Here is a 16,551-nt window from a genome sequence, read left to right as displayed (position 1 = left end):
GCCTGCCGGCTGTTCCCGCCGGACCTGCAAGCGGAAACCACGACTCGATGTCCAAGGATGTTCTTCGTTACGATCTCATGGTGCAGGACGCGCTGAAGGGCGTGGTCCGCAAGATCCTGACGGAGGCCGCACGCGACGGGCTGCCGGGCGAGCACCATTTCTACGTGACCTTCCGCACGGGTGCGCCGGGCGTGCGCCTGTCGCAGCGCCTGCGCGAGAAGCATCCCGAAGAGATGACGATCGTCCTCCAGCACCAGTTCTGGGACCTGAGCGTCGGCGAGCATTCCTTCGAGGTCGGCCTGTCCTTCTCCGGCGTGCCGGAGCGGCTTCTCGTTCCCTTCGACGCGATCTCGACCTTCTTCGACCCCTCCGTCCAGTTCGGCCTGAAGTTCGAGGCGCAGGACCAGGCCGAGGAGCCAGCTTCGGCGGAAGCGGAGCCTTCCGAGCCGGCGCCCGCACCGGCCAAGATCGTGCCGGCCGCCCTCCCGGCTGCGAAGAGCAAGGCGCCCGCCGCCGAGCCGGCCGCCGCATCCGCGAAAGCGGAGCCGGCCACCGAGGGCGATGACAGCCGAGGCAGCGCCGAAGTGGTCAGCCTCGATTCCTTCCGCAAGAAGCCCTGACGACGGACGCCATGACCGAGACGCGCACCGAAACCGATTCCTTCGGCCCGATCGCCGTGCCGGCGGATCGATATTGGGGCGCTCAGACCCAGCGCTCCCTCGAGAACTTCCGCATCGGCGGCGAGAGCGAGCGCATGCCGCTGCCGCTCGTCCATGCGCTGGTGCTGGTCAAGAAGGCCGCAGCCCATGTCAACGCCAAGCTCGGCCTGCTCGACCAGCGCGTCGCCGGCGCCATCGCCCATGCGGCCGACGAGGCGCTCGCCGGCAAGTTCGACGGGCATTTCCCGCTGGTGATCTGGCAGACCGGCTCCGGCACCCAGTCGAACATGAACGCCAACGAGGTTCTGGCGAACCGCGCCAATGAGTTGCTCGGCGCAGGGCTTGGCGCCAAGAGCCCGGTCCATCCCAACGACCACGTCAATCGCGGCCAGTCCTCGAACGATTCCTTCCCGACCGCGATGCATATCGCCGCCGTGCTGGAGATCACCCGCCGCCTGCTGCCGGCGCTGCGCAATCTCGAAAAGGCGCTGAACGCCAAGGCCGAGGCCTTCAAGCATCTCGTCAAGATCGGCCGCACCCATCTCCAGGACGCGACCCCGGTCACGCTCGGCCAGGAATTCTCCGGCTATGCGATGCAGCTTCATCTCGGCATCGGCCGGATCGAGGCGGCTCTCGGCGGCCTCTATGCGCTGGCGCAGGGCGGCACCGCCGTCGGCACCGGCCTCAACGCCCATCCCGACTTCGCTGCCTTCTTCGCCAAGGAAGCCGCGACGCTGACCGGCCTGCCCTTCCGCAGCGCCGAGAACAAGTTCGAGGCGCTGGCGAGCCATGGCGCGCTCGCCGCCGCCCATGGCGCGCTGGCCGCGCTCGCCTCCGACCTGTTCAAGATCGCCAACGACATCCGCCTGATGGGTTCCGGCCCGCGCTCGGGCCTCGGCGAGATCAGCCTGCCGGAGAACGAGCCGGGCTCCTCGATCATGCCGGGCAAGGTCAACCCGACCCAGGCCGAGGCGCTGACCATGGTCGCGACCCAGGTCCACGGCAACCAGGCGACGGTCGGCTTCGCCGCGAGCCAGGGCCATTTCGAGCTCAACGTCTTCAAGCCGGTGATCGCCGCCGCCTTCCTCCAGTCCGTGCGGCTGCTGGCCGACGCGGCCGAGAGCTTCCGCGTCAACTGCGTCGAGGGCATCGAGGCCAATGAGGCGCAGCTCAAGGAATTGCTCTCGCGCTCGCTGATGCTGGTGACGGCGCTGGCGCCGGCCATCGGCTATGACAAGGCCGCCGGCATCGCCAAGGCCGCCCATCACAACGGCACGACCTTGCGCGAGGAAGCGCTGAAGGCCGGCGTCGACGCCGAACTCTTCGACGCCACGGTCAAGCCCGAGCTGATGCTCGGCCCGGCCTGACGCAAGGCGGTTTCCGTGGCCGAGATCATCAACCTCCGCCAGGTCCGCAAGCAGAAGGCGCGGGCGGAGGCCGAGAAGACGGCCGAGCAGAACCGCATCTCGTTCGGCCGCACCAAGGCCGAGCGCAAGCAGACCGAAGCCGAGCGCGACAAGGCCGCCCGCCATATCGACGGGCACAAGCTCGACCGCGACGACGAGCCGGAGCCGGCATGAAGCCGGAGCGCAAGCGCTCGCTCAGCATTGCCGGACACCGCACCAGCATCTCGCTGGAGGCCCCCTTCTGGGAGGCCCTGAAGGAGATCGCGGCCGGCGAGGATCGCCCCATCGCCGCCCTCGTCGCCGAAGTCGATTCCGGCCGGGGCGAGCTGAACCTCTCCTCCGCCCTGCGGCTCCATGCGCTCGCGCATTATCGGAAGCTGGCGGGCAGCTCGTAGATTGCGCGGTCAACCGCAAGTCCATTCCTCATCCCTTTGTCATTCCGGGGCTTCGCGCAGCGAAGAACCCGGAACCCACGACTGGGCGAGCCGCCTGCAACGGGGAATGAGATGTCTCACCCAGTCGTGGGTTCCGGGTTCGCGCCTCCGGCGCGCCCCGGAATGACAAGAGGTTTTTGCCTCGAACAGGTACGACCCACCGCGGCGAGATCACCCGCCAAGTCATTTTTCTTCAACGGCTTGCCGCAAACTCCGAAATCAGTTCACGAAGCGATTAAATCAAGCTCTCAACGCAACGGCACGCCGCGCGGTTGCGGCGGGGTAACGCCACCGGTTGGAGCCTGCACCGCCCCTTCCGGCGAGCTGGTCAGCGGCGCGCCGGGCAGGACCAGCGGGCCAGGCTGCACTTGCGGCTGAGCCTGCGGCGCGGCCGATTGGGCAGCCGCCCGTTCGGCCGCGGCGCGGGCGCGTTCCTCGGCTTCCGCCCGACGCCGCGCTTCGAGTTCCGCCCGCGCCTGCTCGGCACGCCGCATATCCTCGGCACGTTTCTCCTCGGCCTGGCGGCGCTGTTCCTCGATGCGCCGCGCCTCTTCCTGCCGCTTCTCCTCGGCAAGGCGGGCCTCTTCCTGCGCCTTCAGGAATTCGGCGAGCTTGCGCTCGTTCTCGCGCGTCTCGCGCTCGGCCCGCAGGCGCCGCGCATGCATCGCCCGCTCGCGCGCATCGGCCTCGAAGGCCTCGACCCGCTCGATCTCGCGTGCCAGTGCTCGCGCCGCCACCGTATTCGACAGCGCGCTGACATCGCTCTCGCGCCGAAGGTTCGACAACGGCCCGCGCCAGGCGATGCCGATCTGCGGCGCATCGCCCGGCCAGCCCTTCGGCAGGGCTCCCAGCGGCTTGAGGCCGAGCCTGAGATCGGCGGTCAGCGCGCGCAGGTCGAGGATGCCGCTCGCTTCGGCACGCAGCCCGTTGCGCTCGAAGGCGAAAGGCTGGAGCCGGATCAAACCTCCGGCCAATGTGAAGGGCAGCGTGACATCGCCAAGCGCCCAGGCATCCTTGTCGAGCGCTTCGCTCAGGCGATCCTGCAGGCGCGATGCGTCGCTTTCGGACGCATCCTCGCCCGTGCCGGCGATGATCCGCGCATAGGCGTTGGGATCGAAGCGTGAGAGGCGCGTGGCGGTGAGCGTCAGACTGCCGGCCCCGCTCAAGCCTGCGACCAGCCGCGCCGGCGTCTCGCCCGAACCACCGAACTCGACCTGTCCCGAGGCCTTGCCGCCGACGGCACCCCTGGTGAATTCGCCGAGATCGACCGCCATCAGGCTCAGCCGGCCATTGAGCTGGGCCAGCCCGCCATCGCGTCTCAGGCCGAGCCGACCCGCGACCTGCCCTTCGCCATAGCTGCCGCGGATATCGTCGATCCTGAGCCCGTCCTGATCCGAACGCAGGACAAAGCTGGCATTGCGGATCGCCCCGCCATCGAAGGCGAGAAGCGTCCCCGCCTCAACCGCGATGTCGAAATCGGGGAAGCCCGCCACGCGCCCGAAGCGCCCGGTCGACCAGAGCACGTTCGGCGTCGCCGCCGCCTGCCCAAGAGCCGCACCCATCAGCGGGCGCAGATCGGCTGTCGGCGCCGCGATGCGGCCGGAAGCGCGCCCTTCTCGCGGCAGCAGCAGCGAACCGTTCACCGCCATGCCGCCGAGATGGGCTGCGATATCGTCCAGCCGGATCGCCTCCTCGGCGAGGCCGAGACGCGCCGACGCATCGATCACGCCGTCCGGCATCAGCCGTGCGGGGCCTTCGGCGAGAATCTGCCCCGCCCCATCCGCCTGCATGGTCAGTCGGGGCCCCTGCCCGCTATCCTCGACGACGATCGAGAGCCCTTGTCCGGTAAGCGAGCCCGTCGCCTTGCCGCGGTCCAGTTCGAGATTGAATCGCCCCGCCCCACCCTGCTGCGGCAACGGCAGCCCCAGCGCCGCGAAAGCCTGCCGCCGATCGTTGAGCTCGAAGCCGAGCGCGGCCCGGCTCCAGTTGCCGGCCCGGTCGAGACGGCCGTCAAGCTTGAGCCGGCCTGCCGCCGCCGTGCCTTCCGCCGACAGGCTGGTCTCGCCCGAGGCCGCGCGCGTCAGCCGGAAGCCGGTATCGAGCCGCGTGAGCCCCTCGCCGACGCGCTGGAGCGCCTGGATCGCCGTCTCCGGCAGCAGCGGCCCAGCCAGCGCCGTCAACGTCTCGAAGCGCGGCGCCCGCACCCGGCCGGAAATCTCGCCGCCCTCGGCCAGAAGCGCGCCGGCGCCCGTAACGGCGACGCCGCCGAAGCCATCGACCGACAGCCGGCTCAGCCGCCAGACATCGCCTTCGCGCCGAAGATCGAGATTGGCCGAGCCCGGCGGCGCGTTGCGGAAGCGCAGATTGGTGAGCGCCAGATCGAGCGCCACGTCGCGCTGCCGGAGCAGGCCGGAGAGGCTGTTGCCGGGCGGAAGGGTGTCGAGGGTGAGCCCGTTCACGGCCGCCTTGGCCGCGATGCGGTTCGGCGCGATTTCGCCGGAGGCATCGAGGCGCAGGCCCGACGAGCCCGCCACCAGCAGGCGCTGGAAGCGGCCACCCGTGCCGCTCCAGGCGCCGACGATATCGGCGTCGATCCGCCCGAGCCGCGCGATGAAATCGGCCAGCGCCGGATCGAGCCCGGCCCGCGACAGCACCAGCCCGACGCGCCGCGCATCCTCCGCCTTGAGATTGAGCCGCCCCGAAGCCCCATTTCCATCGAGATTGCCGCTCGCGCCCAGTAGCGCCCCGGCCACGCGCACCGAAGCCGAAGCATCGCTCAAGCCGCCATCATGGAGATGCCCGCGCAGGGCGAGCGTCGAGAAATCCTCGCCGCGCCAGATCAGCTGGTCGAGATCGAGGCTTATGTCGAAGGCGCCCGGCAGACCCTGCAAGGCGCGCTCGAAACCTTGCCGCTCGGCCAGCGCCGTGGTCAGCGCATCGGCATCGAGCCGGCGTGCGCGCAATGCCAGCGAGCCCCTGCCGGTGCCGGGGAGATACTGCCCCTCGCCTTCCAGGCGCGCCGCGCCACCCGCGACGTCCAAAGCAAGCCCGGACAGGTCGAGCTGGCGGCTGCCGCCCTTGATCCGCCCGGCCAGCGCGACCGCGCCGCCCGGCGAGAGATTGAAGGCGCCGTCGAGTTCGGCACCGAAACCCTCGCCCCCCTTCGGGAAGAGCAGGGCACCGTCGAAGCCGAGCTGCAGCTCCTCGCCTGTGAGATAGGCTTTCGTCCTGAGCCGGCCGTCGGCCTCGATCTCACCGGTGGTCACGCGCAGCGATGCGCCCGCAACCTCGCCCTCAAAGCGCCACGGGCCGGCAAAGCTCACCGCCGACATCTCGGCCGCGATCGGCGAGAGCGTGACGGCCGGCTTGCCCGCCTCGCGCCAGATCAGGGTCGAGCGGCTGATCGTCAGGCGGTCGAGGCTCGCCCCGGCGGGAATACCCGTCCCGCTGCGCTCGGGCAGGCGGATGATGCCCGCCTCGTCCAGCGAGAGCGAGATCGCAGCGCCGTCGAGCCGCGCTTCCGAGAAGCGGAATTCGCCGCGCGCCAAGGCCGCCAGCGCCAGCTCCACGGTCGCGTGTTCGGCGCTGGCGGAGCTTGCCGTGCCGTCGCCCGGTCCGATCCGGACATCCTCCAGCGCAATGCGCGGCGAGGGCAGCAGGCGCAGGCCGATGGCGCCACCGATCCGCGTCTCGACGCCGAGCGCCTCGCTCAACCGCGTCTCGATCTGCGGGCGGTAGGCGCGCCAGTCGACGAAGCCGGGGCCGATCAGGGCCGCCAGCAGCGCCAGCACCAGCAGGCCGGCCAGAACTGTCAGACTCTCACGCAAATTCCGCTGCCTGCCCCTGTCGTCATGGTGAAGCGGCGCTGGCCTCGAACGTCATTGCGACCACAATGACGGCCGGTACCGGCGCCTCCCCCATCCTGCCCGCAAGTAGCGGCGAGATCACGACATTTCCGCGAACCCGGCAGGCAGCGCAAGCCGCAACGGCGTCACAGGGCGACGATTTTTCCCGGATTGAGGATGTTGCGCGGGTCGAGCGCGCGCTTCAGCGTGCGCATCACCGCGAGCGCCTCTGCCCCGTGCTCCTGCTCCAGATATTTCATCTTCTTCTGGCCGACGCCGTGCTCGCCGGTGCAGGTGCCGCCCATCGCGAGCGCGCGCTTCACCAGCCGGTCGATGAAGGCCTGCGCCCGCTCGACCTCGGCCTTGTCCGTGAGATCGACCAGCGGCTGCGTGTGGAAATTGCCGTCGCCGACATGGCCAGCGATCGGCGCGATCAGGCCGGAGGCGTCGATGTCGCGCTTGGTCTCCTCGACGCATTCCGCCAGCTGCGAGATCGGCACGCAGACATCGGTCGCGACCGAGTCGAAGCCGGGGCGCAGCGCCTTCGCCGCCCAATAGGCGTCATGGCGCGCCTGCCAGAGCTTAGAGCGATCCTCGGCCTTGGTCGCCCATTCGAACGGGCCGCCGCCGAACTCGGCCGCGATCTCGCCGAAGCGTTCGGACTGCTCCTTCACCCCGGCTTCCGTGCCGTGGAACTCGACGAAGAGCATCGTCGTCTCCGGCAGGCCGAGCTTGGCATGCAGGTTGACGCCGCGGATCATCACGTCGTCGAGCAGCTCGATGCGCGCGACCGGCAGGCCGGTCTGGATGGTCAGGATCGTCGCATCGCAGGCGGCCTTCACCGAGGGGAACGGGCAGACGCCGGCCGCGATCGCCTCCGGAATGCCGTGCAGCTTCAGCGTCACCTCGGTGATGATGCCGAGCGTGCCTTCCGAGCCGACGAGCAGGCGGGTGAGGTCGTAGCCGGCCGAGGTCTTGCGGGCCCGGGTCGAGGTCCTGACAATCGAGCCGTCGGCCATCACCGCGGTCAGCGCGAGGACATTGTCTTTCATCGTCCCATAGCGGACGGCATTGGTGCCGGAGGCGCGCGTCGCCGCCATGCCGCCGATCGAGGCATCCGCGCCGGGATCGATCGGGAACATCAGACCCTGGTCGCGCAGATGCTCGTTGAGCTCCTTGCGGGTGACGCCGGCCTCGACGACGACGTCGAGATCCTCGGCATGAACCGCGATGATCCGCTTCATCTGCGACATGTCGATTGAGACGCCGCCGAAGGCCGCATTCACATGCCCTTCCAGCGAAGTGCCTGTGCCGAAAGCGATAACCGGCACGCCATGGGCGGCGCAGAGCTTGACGATCTGCGAGACCTCTTCGGTGCTCTGCGGGAACACCACCGCATCCGGCGGCTGGTTCGGAATCCAGGTCAGCGTGTGGCCATGTTGCTGGCGCACGGCGAGGCTGGTGACCAGCCGGTTGCCGAAGCTGGCGGCGAGCGCCTGCGTCACCGCCGCGATCGCCTCCGGCGAGGGCGGCAGCACTGCGGCCTGGACAGGGCTGTCATGAAGAGCGGCGGCAGGCAGGCTCATTGTCAACATCCGGTTCTGGAGCTCAGAGGCTGGTAGGGACTATGGGATGGGTTTGACGCAGGCGATTTTGCGCGAATGCAAGGAGTTCGAGGACGCAAGCCTTGCGGCTTGCTACGAAGGACGACACGGCAGTCGCGCAAAAGCGCCGCGCCCTGCGGGTGAGGTGAAAACGCTGGAGCTGCAGCGTCGCATCGCTTGCCGATACGGACGTATCGGCTGCGCAATGCTCCTCCCATCTCCAGCGTTTTGACCTCATCAAAACCTTCCCATAGCCCCTAACAGCCTCTAGACTTCGAACAGATCGGTTTCGCAATTGGTTACGCTTCGACATGGTCCTGCCATACTGGCCGGTCCAAGATGCTGACGCCGCTTGCGAGCGATGCATACTAGATCATGCGACGGTCGAATGGGCAGCGGCAATAATGCCGCCGGGCCTTGAACGAGGCGCCTGTCAGGGAGGCGAACATGAAACACGATACACGCGCCCCGGCGCTGTTCTTCGCGCCCTTCGTCTCGTCGGCGATGCGGGTCGAGCCGCAATGGATCGACTATAACGGCCATCTCAACATGGCCTATTACCATGTGCTGTTCGACCGTGCGGTCGACGAGGTCTTCTCGCTGGTCGGCCTGACCCGCGACTATGTCGAGACCCGCCATGCCTCCACTTTCACGGCGGAGTGCCACATCCTCTACAAGCGCGAACTGACCGAGGGCGATCTCGTCCGCGTCACCGCGCAGCTCATCGCCTTCGACGACAAGCGCCTGCACTACTATCTGGAGATGCGGCACGCCAACGAGGGCTGGCTCGCTGCGACCAGCGAGAACCTGTCGCTGCATGTCGACATGGTCCATCGCAAGGTCACGCCCTTCCCGGCCGACATCCTCGCCAATATCGCCCTGATGAAGGCCGCGCACAGCATGATGCCGCTGCCGGCCACGATCGGCCGCATCATCGGCATGCCCCGGAAATCCGCGATCCGGGTCGACGAGACCGCCGAGGAGCGCGAGGTCGAGACGGCGACTGAAACCCGGCACTGACGTTCTGCCGCCTCAGGGATCGTCGTCCGGAATCTTCAGCTTGTGCCCGCAGGCCTTGCAATAGACCGCATCAGGCTCATGGCGCTGCAAGGCGCATTCGGGGCAGGGAAACAGCACCTTGTTCGGCCGGAACAGCGCCTGCGCCAGCCGCACGAACAGCGTGATCCCGACGATCATCACCACGATCGAGGTCAGCTTGCCGGTGACGCCTGGCAGCGTCACGTCGCCGAAGCCGGTCGTCGTCACCGTTGCGACCGTGAAATAGAGCGCCTGAACATAGCTCTCCAGCCCGCCCTCGTGCCGGAAGAAGAAGGTGTAGACGAAGCCCGTGACCACGAAGAGGAAGGTCGCGATATTGCTCAGCGCACGAACCACGTTCTCCCATTCGCGGAAGCGGGTTTCGCGAAACTGCGCCCAGACGATGCCCTTATGCGAGAGCGACCACAGCCGGAGGATGCGCAGGAAGCCGAAATTCTCCAGCCATTGCGGCGCAAGCAGCGTCAGCAGGATGAAGAGATCGAGCAGCATGGACGGCTGGCGCAGCAGCCTGAGCATGTTGGACGAGGCCAGCAGGCGCGCCGCGATCTCGGCGACCATGATCACCGCGACGGAATAGTCGATCCAGAGGAAAGCCGCGTTCTCCCTGAGCAAGGGCGTCAGGATGAAGAAGGCGATGATCAGCAGGTCGATGACCGTCGTCACGGCCTGGAAGCGCAAGGCGGCGGGCGAGCGGCCGTGATAGAGCTGGCGCAGCCGGTCGCGCAGGGCTTCGAAGCGGCTCTGGTCGGGCGGGGCGTCGGCGGCATCCATCGCCGACAGCATAGGCGCTAGACCAGCGCGCCGCTACGCCGCGTGGCCACCGCATGGACCGCATACCCGCGATAGGGCGCACTGACCCGACAATCGGCACCTGCCGCCTCGGCCATCCCTCGCACGACCTCGGGGAGCCCCTCGCGCGGCGTGACATGGAACAGCGCGAGCCAGCGCAGCAGCACTGCCTTGAATGGTGCCGGCAAGCCTGCCTGATCGCCGAAATCGACGATATGCAGCGAGCCACCGGGGCTAAGTCGGCGCAAGGCCTCAGTGACGACGCCCTGCCAGGGCGGGATCATCGAGAGCGCATAGGAGATCACGATCCGGTCGAAGCCGGCGCGGCCGAACAGCACTTGGGGATCGAAGCCCGTAGCATCGGCCTGCGCGAGCCGGATCCGGCCCTCAAGCCCAGCCTTCGCGACCGAGCCCTGCGCCGTCTGCAGCATTGCGCTCGAGACGTCGAGCCCGTGGCAGGCGCAATCCGGATAGCGCTGCGCGATGCGGATCAGGTTGCGCCCGGTGCCGCAGCCGATCTCCAGCACGCTCCCGCCCTTCGGTGGCTGCAATCCGTCGATGAGCTGATCGCGGCCGAGCAGATAGAATTTCCGGCTGGCATCGTAGATATGGCGCTGGTGCCGGTAGATCCGGTCCATCAGCCCGGCAGCCGAGCCGCCCGCAGCCTCGGCCGCGCTCACTGCGCCGGCCCCTTCAGCTCATAGAGGTGGAAACCGCCATAGATCGCCGAGCGATCCTGCCGGCAGAGCTCGCGGCTCTTATCTTCCGCGTAGTGCCACTGGTCGAGGATCGCGGCCGGCACCCTCCCGGGCAGCAGGCGCTCGTCGGCGGCGGTGCGGAAGATCACCCGCGCGCCCGGCCGGGCCGTCCGCGTGATCTGCGACCACAAGGCCGTGAGATCGGCGTCGTTCATCCAGTCCTGAGCGTCGAGCAGCACATAGGCGTCGCAGCTCTCGGCCGGCTGATCTTCGAGGAAGGCCGTGACCGCACTCTGGCGATAGGAAACCTTTGGAGCCCGCTCCTTCACCGCCGCGAAATGCTGCTTCTGGAGATAGGGCGGGAAGGCCGCATCCGGCCCTTCGCCATAGCGCCGGCCGAAGGCCTGCTGGGCGAAATAATTGTCCTTCAGGTCGAAATCACAGGCGAGACGCTCCAGCCGGAGCTTCAACGCCCCCAGGATGCCGTCCTCGCCATCGGCGGCCAGCGCCTTGTATTGCGCCGGCGGGATGCCGAGCCCGTAGAGCGAGGCGGGCTGCCGCACGAGCCAGCGCACCAGCTTGCGCTCGAAAACCGGCGCGAGATGCCTGTCATAGAGCGCCCGCTGCTCGGCCAGATCGCGCGCCGCCAGCATCGCCTTGGGATTGCCGCCGAGCAGCCGCGCCAGCACATGCCCGGTGCCGATGAAGCGGCCGAGCAGGCCATAGCGATGGAACCCCCGAGCGAAGAGGTTGATCCGGCGCCGGCCGTTCAGTCCCCGCCCCTCCCAGTACCCGCGCGAGACGGCATCGAGATGATCAGCGATCTCGCGATCGTAGAGCGCGACATTGGCGCTCTCATTGGCCCGGCCGAAGAAGCGCAGGAAATCGTCCTGGTTGTCCATCCGCGCCAGCGCCGCGAGCTTGAGCCGACCTAGCGCGATATGGGTGGCGTTGAGATCGACCGCGCTGACCCGGATCGGCGCGGCCGTCAGATAGGAGAGGATGTTGCAGGAGCCGGAGGCGATCGCCACGACATGGTCGCCGGCCTTGAGCTCAAGCGCCGCCATGTCGACGACCGGGTCCTCCCAGATCTGCGGATAGACCAACCCCGAGAAGGCGCGGGCGAACAGCCATTCCAGCAGGCCGGCCTTGGAGAGCGTCTTGCTGCGCCGGACGGCCTGTCCCAGGCCTGAGCTCGTCATGCGGCGGGCCGCGCGTGCCGTTTGCGTCGCCTGTTCGGTCACCGGTTTTCCTCCCTTTGCGGGTGGCCGGGCTGCTAGAGGAGTCGCGTGACGGTCCGGTGACGATGCCACGGCATCGTGAAACGACCGGAGATCGGCGGGGCTGAAATTCCGCGCGCGAAGCCCCATATTGGCGACACGAAAGCCGATGAGGCGCTCCCGCCAGGAAGGAGATCGCGATGGGTCTGATGAGCATGTTCGGGGCCGAGAAGAAGCAGGAGGAGAGCTTCCCCTTCCAGCTCACCGACGCCGAGTGGCGCGCACGCCTGACGCCTGAGCAGTACCGCATCCTGCGCGGCCACGGCACCGAGCGGGCGGGCTCCTGCGCGCTGAATTTCGAGAAGCGCGCCGGCATCTTCTCCTGCGCCGGCTGCGATCAGAAGCTGTTCAAGTCCGGCAAGAAATTCGAGAGCGGCACCGGCTGGCCGAGCTTCGACCAGCCGCTGGAAGGTGCGGTCGGCACCACCGAGGACCGCAGCTACGGCATGCTCCGCGTCGAGGTTCACTGCGCCAATTGCGGCGGCCATCTCGGCCACGTCTTCCCGGACGGCCCGCCGCCCACCGGCCTGCGCTACTGCATCAATGGCGAGGCGATGAATTTCGAGCCGGAAGCGGCTTGAGTCGCGCTTTCGTCATTCCGGGGCGCCGCGCAGCGGCGGACCCCGGAATGACGGAAGTGCTCTACGAAACAGCCGGCACCGCCCGTCGCGCCAGCGCGGCAGCATCCACCGACGGTGGCAAATCGCCGAACTGTCCCGCCCAGCCATCGCCCAGCCGCGTCGCAATGAACGCATCCGCCACGGCAACCGGCGCGAAGCGCAGCAGCAGCGAGCCCTGGAGCAGCAGCGCCAGCTTCTCTGTCAAACGCCGCGCCTGCCCCTCGTTGCGCATCATCTCGGGCAACTCGCCCTCCAGCCGCTTCAGAGCCGCATCATAGCGCCGGTCCGCCCCGGCAGCCGCCGTCAGCTCCGCCCGCAGCACGTCAACCGCCCCCTCCTCGCGCGCCAGCGAGCGCAGCACGTCGAGGCAGATGACGTTGCCCGATCCCTCCCAGATCGCGTTGAGCGGCGCCTCCCTGTAGAGCCGCGCCATCGGGTTCTCCTCGATGAAGCCGTTGCCGCCGTGGCATTCCAGCGCCTCGGTGACGACGGCCGGCGCCCGCCGCGTGATCCAGTATTTTGCGATCGGCGCACCGACACGCGCCAACAGCCGCTCACTTTCGGACGCCTCCTGCCGGTCGAGCGCCGCGAACAGTCGGAACGCCAGCCAGGCCGCCGCCTCCGCTTCGATCGCGATATCGGCGAGGACATTCTGCATGATCGGCTGGTCGATCAGCGCCTTCTGGAAAGCGCGGCGATGATGCGCATGATGCGCCGCGAGCGACACCGCCATCCGCATCAGCCCGGAAGATGCCGCCGCGATATCGAGCCGCGAATTGTGGTTCATCGACAGCCCCGTGCGGATGCCCCGGCCCGGCTCACCGATGAGATGGCCGATGGCTCCCCTGAATTCGACTTCCGAGGATGCGTTCGAACGGTTGCCGACCTTGTCCTTCAAGCGCTGGATCGCAACGCCGTTGCGCGCGCCGTCCGGCAGCCAGCCCGGCACGACGAAGCAGGAAATGCCTTCCCCGGTACGCGCCAGCGTCAGGAACACGTCGGAATGCGGCACCGAGAAGAACCATTTCCGCCCGTGCACCGAGAAGGTGCCGTCGTGATTATCCTCCGCGGAAGTCTGGGTCTGGCGCAGGTCGGAGCCGCCTTGCGTCTCCGTCATCGCCGTGCCGACGGTCGCGCCCGCCTTGAGATGCGCGGGCCCCTGTCGCGGATCGTAGCGGTTGGAGGTGACGAGCGAGCCCCATCGCTCCCACAACGCCGCATCCTGCCTCAGCACCGGCACGGCGGCATAGGTCATGCTGATCGGGCAGCAGATGCCGCTCTCCGCGCCGTACCAGAGATATTGCAGGGCGGCCCGCGCGACCTGCGCGCCGGGCTCGGGCCGGTTCCAGGCGAGCGCATGTGTCTCCTGCCCGATGGCGAGGCCCATGAGTTCATGCCAGGCAGGATGGAAGGCGATCTCGTCGATGCGGTTGCCGAAGCGGTCGAAGGCCTTCAGCTCGGGCGCATGGCGATTGGCGAGATAAGCCAGCTCCTGCACTCGCGCCGAGCCGACCGTCCGCCCCGCCTCGTGCAGCCGCTCGCGCGCCCAGTCGGCACCGAAAGTCGAGACGACCTCCGGCAGCACCGGATCGGCGGCGAAGGCGTCGTAGCCGGCCAGCACCGGCACCTGATTGGTGACCTCCCAGCGCTCTGCTCCGCCCTGTCCGGTCATTGCTGCCACCTCCCTGTGGAACGGGATATAAAATGATCGCTCCGGCAGGGCGCAATCCTGACAGCGACGCCCTATATTCGCCGGAGAACGAATCACGCACGAGCAGCGCACACCCTTGTCCGACGCAGACCCCTTTTCCGCTCCCTCGCCCCGCCCCGGCGGCCTCGCCGCGCGCGCTGCCGCGCAGCCGGCGGCCGGTTATCTCGCGGGGCTGAACCCGGAGCAGCGCCAGGCGGTCGAGGCGACGGAAGGCCCGGTTCTGGTGCTCGCGGGCGCCGGCACCGGCAAGACCCGCGTACTGACCACCCGCATCGGCCACCTGATCTCGACCAGCCGCGCCTACCCTTCCCAGATCCTCGCGGTGACCTTCACCAACAAGGCGGCGCGCGAGATGAAGGAGCGCGTCGCCCATCTCGTCGGCCCCGTCGCCGAGGGCATGCCCTGGCTCGGCACCTTCCACTCGATCTCGGCCAAGCTCCTGCGCCGCCACGCCGAACTGCTCGACCTGCGCAGCGACTTCACCATCCTCGATACCGACGACCAGATCCGCCTGATGAAGCAGGTGATCCAGGCCGAGAACATCGACGAGAAGCGCTGGCCCGGCCGCATGCTGGCGGGCTTCATCGACAGCTGGAAGAACCGCGGCCTTGCGCCCAAGGATGTGCCGCATGGCGAGGCCGCCGTCTTCGCTAATGGCAAGGGCGGCAAGCTCTACGCCGCCTATCAGGAGCGCTTGACGGCGCTGAACGCCGTCGATTTCGGCGATCTCTTGCTGCACTGCCTGACGCTGTTTCGCGACTATCCGGACGTGCTCCAGACCTATCACGACCGCTTCCGCTACATCCTCGTCGACGAGTATCAGGACACCAACACGGCGCAGTATCTCTGGCTGCGCCTGCTGGCGCAGGGCCGCCGCAACATCTGCTGCGTCGGCGACGACGACCAGTCGATCTATGGCTGGCGCGGCGCCGAGGTCGACAACATCCTGCGCTTCGAGCACGATTTTCCGGGCGCGACCGTGATCCGGCTGGAGCGCAACTATCGCTCGACCGGCCATATCCTCGCCACCGCCTCCAAGCTGATCGCCCGCAACGAGGGCCGCCTCGGCAAGACACTGCGCACCGAGGATGCGCTCGGCGAGAAAGTCACCATCACCGGCGCCTGGGACAGCCAGGAGGAAGCACGCCTGATCTCGGACGAGATCGAGGCGATGCAGGCCAAGAAATACAACCTCGCCGAGGTCGCGGTGCTCGTGCGCATCTCCGCCCAGATGCGCGAGATCGAAGAGCGCTTCGTCCAGGCCGGCGTGCCCTATCGCGTCATCGGTGGCCCGCGCTTCTACGAGCGCGCCGAAATCCGCGATGCGCTCGCCTATCTGCGCTGCGTCGTCTCGCCGACCGACGATCTCGCCTTCGAGCGCATCGTCAACGTGCCCAAGCGGGGCTTGGGCGACGCGACCGTCCAGCTCCTGCACAACCACGCCCGCGCCACCGGCTTCTCGCTGATGCAGTCGGCCCGCGCCGCGGTCGAGAGCGACGAGTTGAAGCCCAAGGCCCGTACGGCCCTGCGCGAACTGGTCGACGCCTTCGGCCGCTGGTCGAAACGCGCCGAGCACATGCCGCAGGGCGAGCTCGCCGAGCTGGTGCTGGAAGAATCCGGCTATACTGAGATGTGGAAGAAGGACCGCTCGGCCGATGCCGCCGGACGGCTCGAGAACCTCAAGGAACTGGTCCGCTCGCTCGACGAATTCCCCGATCTGCCGGCCTTCCTCGAACACGTCTCGCTGGTGATGGACGTCGCCGATGGCGAGGCCGAGGCCCGCGTCTCGATCATGACGCTGCACGCCGCCAAGGGGCTGGAATTCGACACGGTCTTCCTGCCCGGCTGGGAGGAAGGGCTCTTCCCGAACCAGCGCGCCCTCGACGAGAGCGGCCGCGCCGGTCTTGAGGAGGAGCGCCGCCTCGCCCATGTCGGCCTCACCCGCGCCCGCAAGAAACTGAAGCTCTATTTCGCCTCGAACCGCCGCATTCACGGCCTCTGGCAGACCAGCCTGCCCTCCCGCTTCATCGACGAACTGCCGGAGGAGCATGTCGAGGTCGAGCAGGCCCCGACCAGCTATTCGCAAGGCGGCTACGGCGCCTCGCGCTTCGACCGGATGGAGAGCTTCGGCTCGACCTACAACACGCCGGGCTGGCAGCGCGCGCAGGAGAACCGGGCGAAGAACAGCGGCTTCTCCGAAAGCGGCCGCGGCTTCGGTCAGGGCAACTTCGGCGGCTCCTCCCGCCAGCGCGGCCCGCTGCTGATCGAGGGCGAACTGACGGCAAAATCCTCAGGCGAATCCGCCTATGGCGAGGGCGCCCGCGTCTTCCACGTCAAGTTCGGCCCTGGCTCTGTGGCGAGCGTAGACGGCAACAAGCTGACGGTCGATTTCGACAAGGCCGGGCGGAAGATGGTGCTGGACTCGTTCGTGCAGAAGGCCGGCTGA

General features: G+C 68.1%; 13 protein-coding genes. 7 read left to right on the top strand and 6 right to left on the bottom strand.

Going from position 1 to position 16,551, the window contains the following annotated elements:
- Positions 1-47: 47 nt before the first annotated feature.
- The 4 genes from WFK61_RS10245 to WFK61_RS10230 are packed head-to-tail and all read left to right on the top strand — an operon-like array spanning position 48 to position 2,460.
- Complete coding sequence (locus WFK61_RS10245; protein ID WP_336811422.1) at positions 48-620, top strand: SspB family protein; 573 nt, start codon at positions 48-50, stop codon at positions 618-620.
- Between the two features lie 11 nt (positions 621-631).
- On the top strand, positions 632-2,026 hold the full coding sequence (gene fumC, locus WFK61_RS10240; RefSeq protein ID WP_336811421.1) for a class II fumarate hydratase: 1,395 nt from the start codon (positions 632-634) through the stop codon (positions 2,024-2,026).
- A gap of 15 nt (positions 2,027-2,041) precedes the next feature.
- The gene (locus tag WFK61_RS10235) at positions 2,042-2,239 is read left to right on the top strand and encodes a DUF4169 family protein (RefSeq protein ID WP_336811420.1); all 198 of its coding nucleotides are present in this window, start codon (positions 2,042-2,044) and stop codon (positions 2,237-2,239) included.
- Entirely contained in the window at positions 2,236-2,460 is a 225-nt protein-coding gene (locus WFK61_RS10230; protein ID WP_336811418.1) for a ribbon-helix-helix domain-containing protein, read from the top strand. Before WFK61_RS10235 ends, WFK61_RS10230 begins: the two co-directional genes overlap by 4 nt.
- Before the next feature lie 287 nt (positions 2,461-2,747).
- Here WFK61_RS10230 and WFK61_RS10225 read toward each other — a convergent pair whose 3' ends face one another.
- The gene (locus WFK61_RS10225; RefSeq protein ID WP_336811417.1) at positions 2,748-6,326 is read right to left on the bottom strand and encodes an AsmA family protein; all 3,579 of its coding nucleotides are present in this window, start codon (positions 6,324-6,326) and stop codon (positions 2,748-2,750) included.
- A gap of 164 nt (positions 6,327-6,490) precedes the next feature.
- Complete coding sequence (locus tag WFK61_RS10220) at positions 6,491-7,930, bottom strand: FAD-binding oxidoreductase (RefSeq protein ID WP_336811416.1); 1,440 nt, start codon at positions 7,928-7,930, stop codon at positions 6,491-6,493.
- A 465-nt stretch (positions 7,931-8,395) separates the two neighbouring features.
- On the opposite strand from WFK61_RS10220, the gene WFK61_RS10215 reads away from it, so the two are divergent.
- Complete coding sequence (locus tag WFK61_RS10215) at positions 8,396-8,968, top strand: thioesterase family protein (protein ID WP_336811415.1); 573 nt, start codon at positions 8,396-8,398, stop codon at positions 8,966-8,968.
- Between the two features lie 12 nt (positions 8,969-8,980).
- On the opposite strand, the gene WFK61_RS10210 is transcribed toward WFK61_RS10215, so the two are convergent.
- From WFK61_RS10210 to WFK61_RS10200, 3 genes are read right to left on the bottom strand one after another with little or no spacing between them, the layout of a single operon-like run.
- Positions 8,981-9,778, bottom strand: coding sequence for a potassium channel family protein (locus tag WFK61_RS10210; RefSeq protein ID WP_336811413.1), 798 nt, complete (start codon positions 9,776-9,778; stop codon positions 8,981-8,983).
- Positions 9,779-9,795: 17 nt separating this feature from the next.
- Positions 9,796-10,434 carry a class I SAM-dependent methyltransferase gene (locus WFK61_RS10205; RefSeq protein ID WP_336811529.1) on the bottom strand — a complete coding sequence of 213 codons (639 nt, stop codon included), beginning with the start codon at positions 10,432-10,434 and terminating at the stop codon, positions 9,796-9,798.
- Positions 10,435-10,472: 38 nt separating this feature from the next.
- Positions 10,473-11,696 (bottom strand): BtaA family protein, encoded by a 1,224-nt coding sequence (locus tag WFK61_RS10200; RefSeq protein WP_336811412.1) that lies wholly within the window; start codon positions 11,694-11,696, stop codon positions 10,473-10,475.
- A gap of 227 nt (positions 11,697-11,923) precedes the next feature.
- On the opposite strand from WFK61_RS10200, the gene msrB reads away from it, so the two are divergent.
- Positions 11,924-12,355, top strand: coding sequence for a peptide-methionine (R)-S-oxide reductase MsrB (gene msrB / locus WFK61_RS10195; RefSeq protein ID WP_336811528.1), 432 nt, complete (start codon positions 11,924-11,926; stop codon positions 12,353-12,355).
- 61 nt (positions 12,356-12,416) lie between these two features.
- On the opposite strand, the gene WFK61_RS10190 is transcribed toward msrB, so the two are convergent.
- Entirely contained in the window at positions 12,417-14,066 is a 1,650-nt protein-coding gene (locus tag WFK61_RS10190) for an acyl-CoA dehydrogenase family protein (protein WP_336811410.1), read from the bottom strand.
- A 115-nt stretch (positions 14,067-14,181) separates the two neighbouring features.
- On the opposite strand from WFK61_RS10190, the gene WFK61_RS10185 reads away from it, so the two are divergent.
- Complete coding sequence (locus WFK61_RS10185; protein WP_336811409.1) at positions 14,182-16,551, top strand: ATP-dependent helicase; 2,370 nt, start codon at positions 14,182-14,184, stop codon at positions 16,549-16,551.

Origin of the sequence: Allobosea sp. MMO-172 (assembly GCF_037147855.1) — a bacterium.
Lineage (GTDB): Bacteria > Pseudomonadota > Alphaproteobacteria > Rhizobiales > Beijerinckiaceae > Allobosea.
This window is presented reverse-complemented; position numbering and strand designations above follow the sequence as displayed.

What these genes read in the sequence shown, in the direction of transcription:
- WFK61_RS10230 (WP_336811418.1), top strand. Translation starts at nt 2,236, where the DNA reads ATGAAGCCGGAGCGCAAGCGCTCGCTCAGCATTGCCGGACACCGCACC.
- fumC (WP_336811421.1), top strand. Translation starts at nt 632, where the DNA reads ATGACCGAGACGCGCACCGAAACCGATTCCTTCGGCCCGATCGCCGTG.
- WFK61_RS10200 (WP_336811412.1), bottom strand. Translation starts at nt 11,696, where the DNA reads ATGACGAGCTCAGGCCTGGGACAGGCCGTCCGGCGCAGCAAGACGCTC.
- msrB (WP_336811528.1), top strand. Translation starts at nt 11,924, where the DNA reads ATGAGCATGTTCGGGGCCGAGAAGAAGCAGGAGGAGAGCTTCCCCTTC.
- WFK61_RS10215 (WP_336811415.1), top strand. Translation starts at nt 8,396, where the DNA reads ATGAAACACGATACACGCGCCCCGGCGCTGTTCTTCGCGCCCTTCGTC.
- WFK61_RS10190 (WP_336811410.1), bottom strand. Translation starts at nt 14,066, where the DNA reads ATGACCGGACAGGGCGGAGCAGAGCGCTGGGAGGTCACCAATCAGGTG.
- WFK61_RS10245 (WP_336811422.1), top strand. Translation starts at nt 48, where the DNA reads ATGTCCAAGGATGTTCTTCGTTACGATCTCATGGTGCAGGACGCGCTG.
- WFK61_RS10210 (WP_336811413.1), bottom strand. Translation starts at nt 9,778, where the DNA reads ATGGATGCCGCCGACGCCCCGCCCGACCAGAGCCGCTTCGAAGCCCTG.
- WFK61_RS10220 (WP_336811416.1), bottom strand. Translation starts at nt 7,930, where the DNA reads ATGAGCCTGCCTGCCGCCGCTCTTCATGACAGCCCTGTCCAGGCCGCA.
- WFK61_RS10205 (WP_336811529.1), bottom strand. Translation starts at nt 10,434, where the DNA reads ATGGACCGGATCTACCGGCACCAGCGCCATATCTACGATGCCAGCCGG.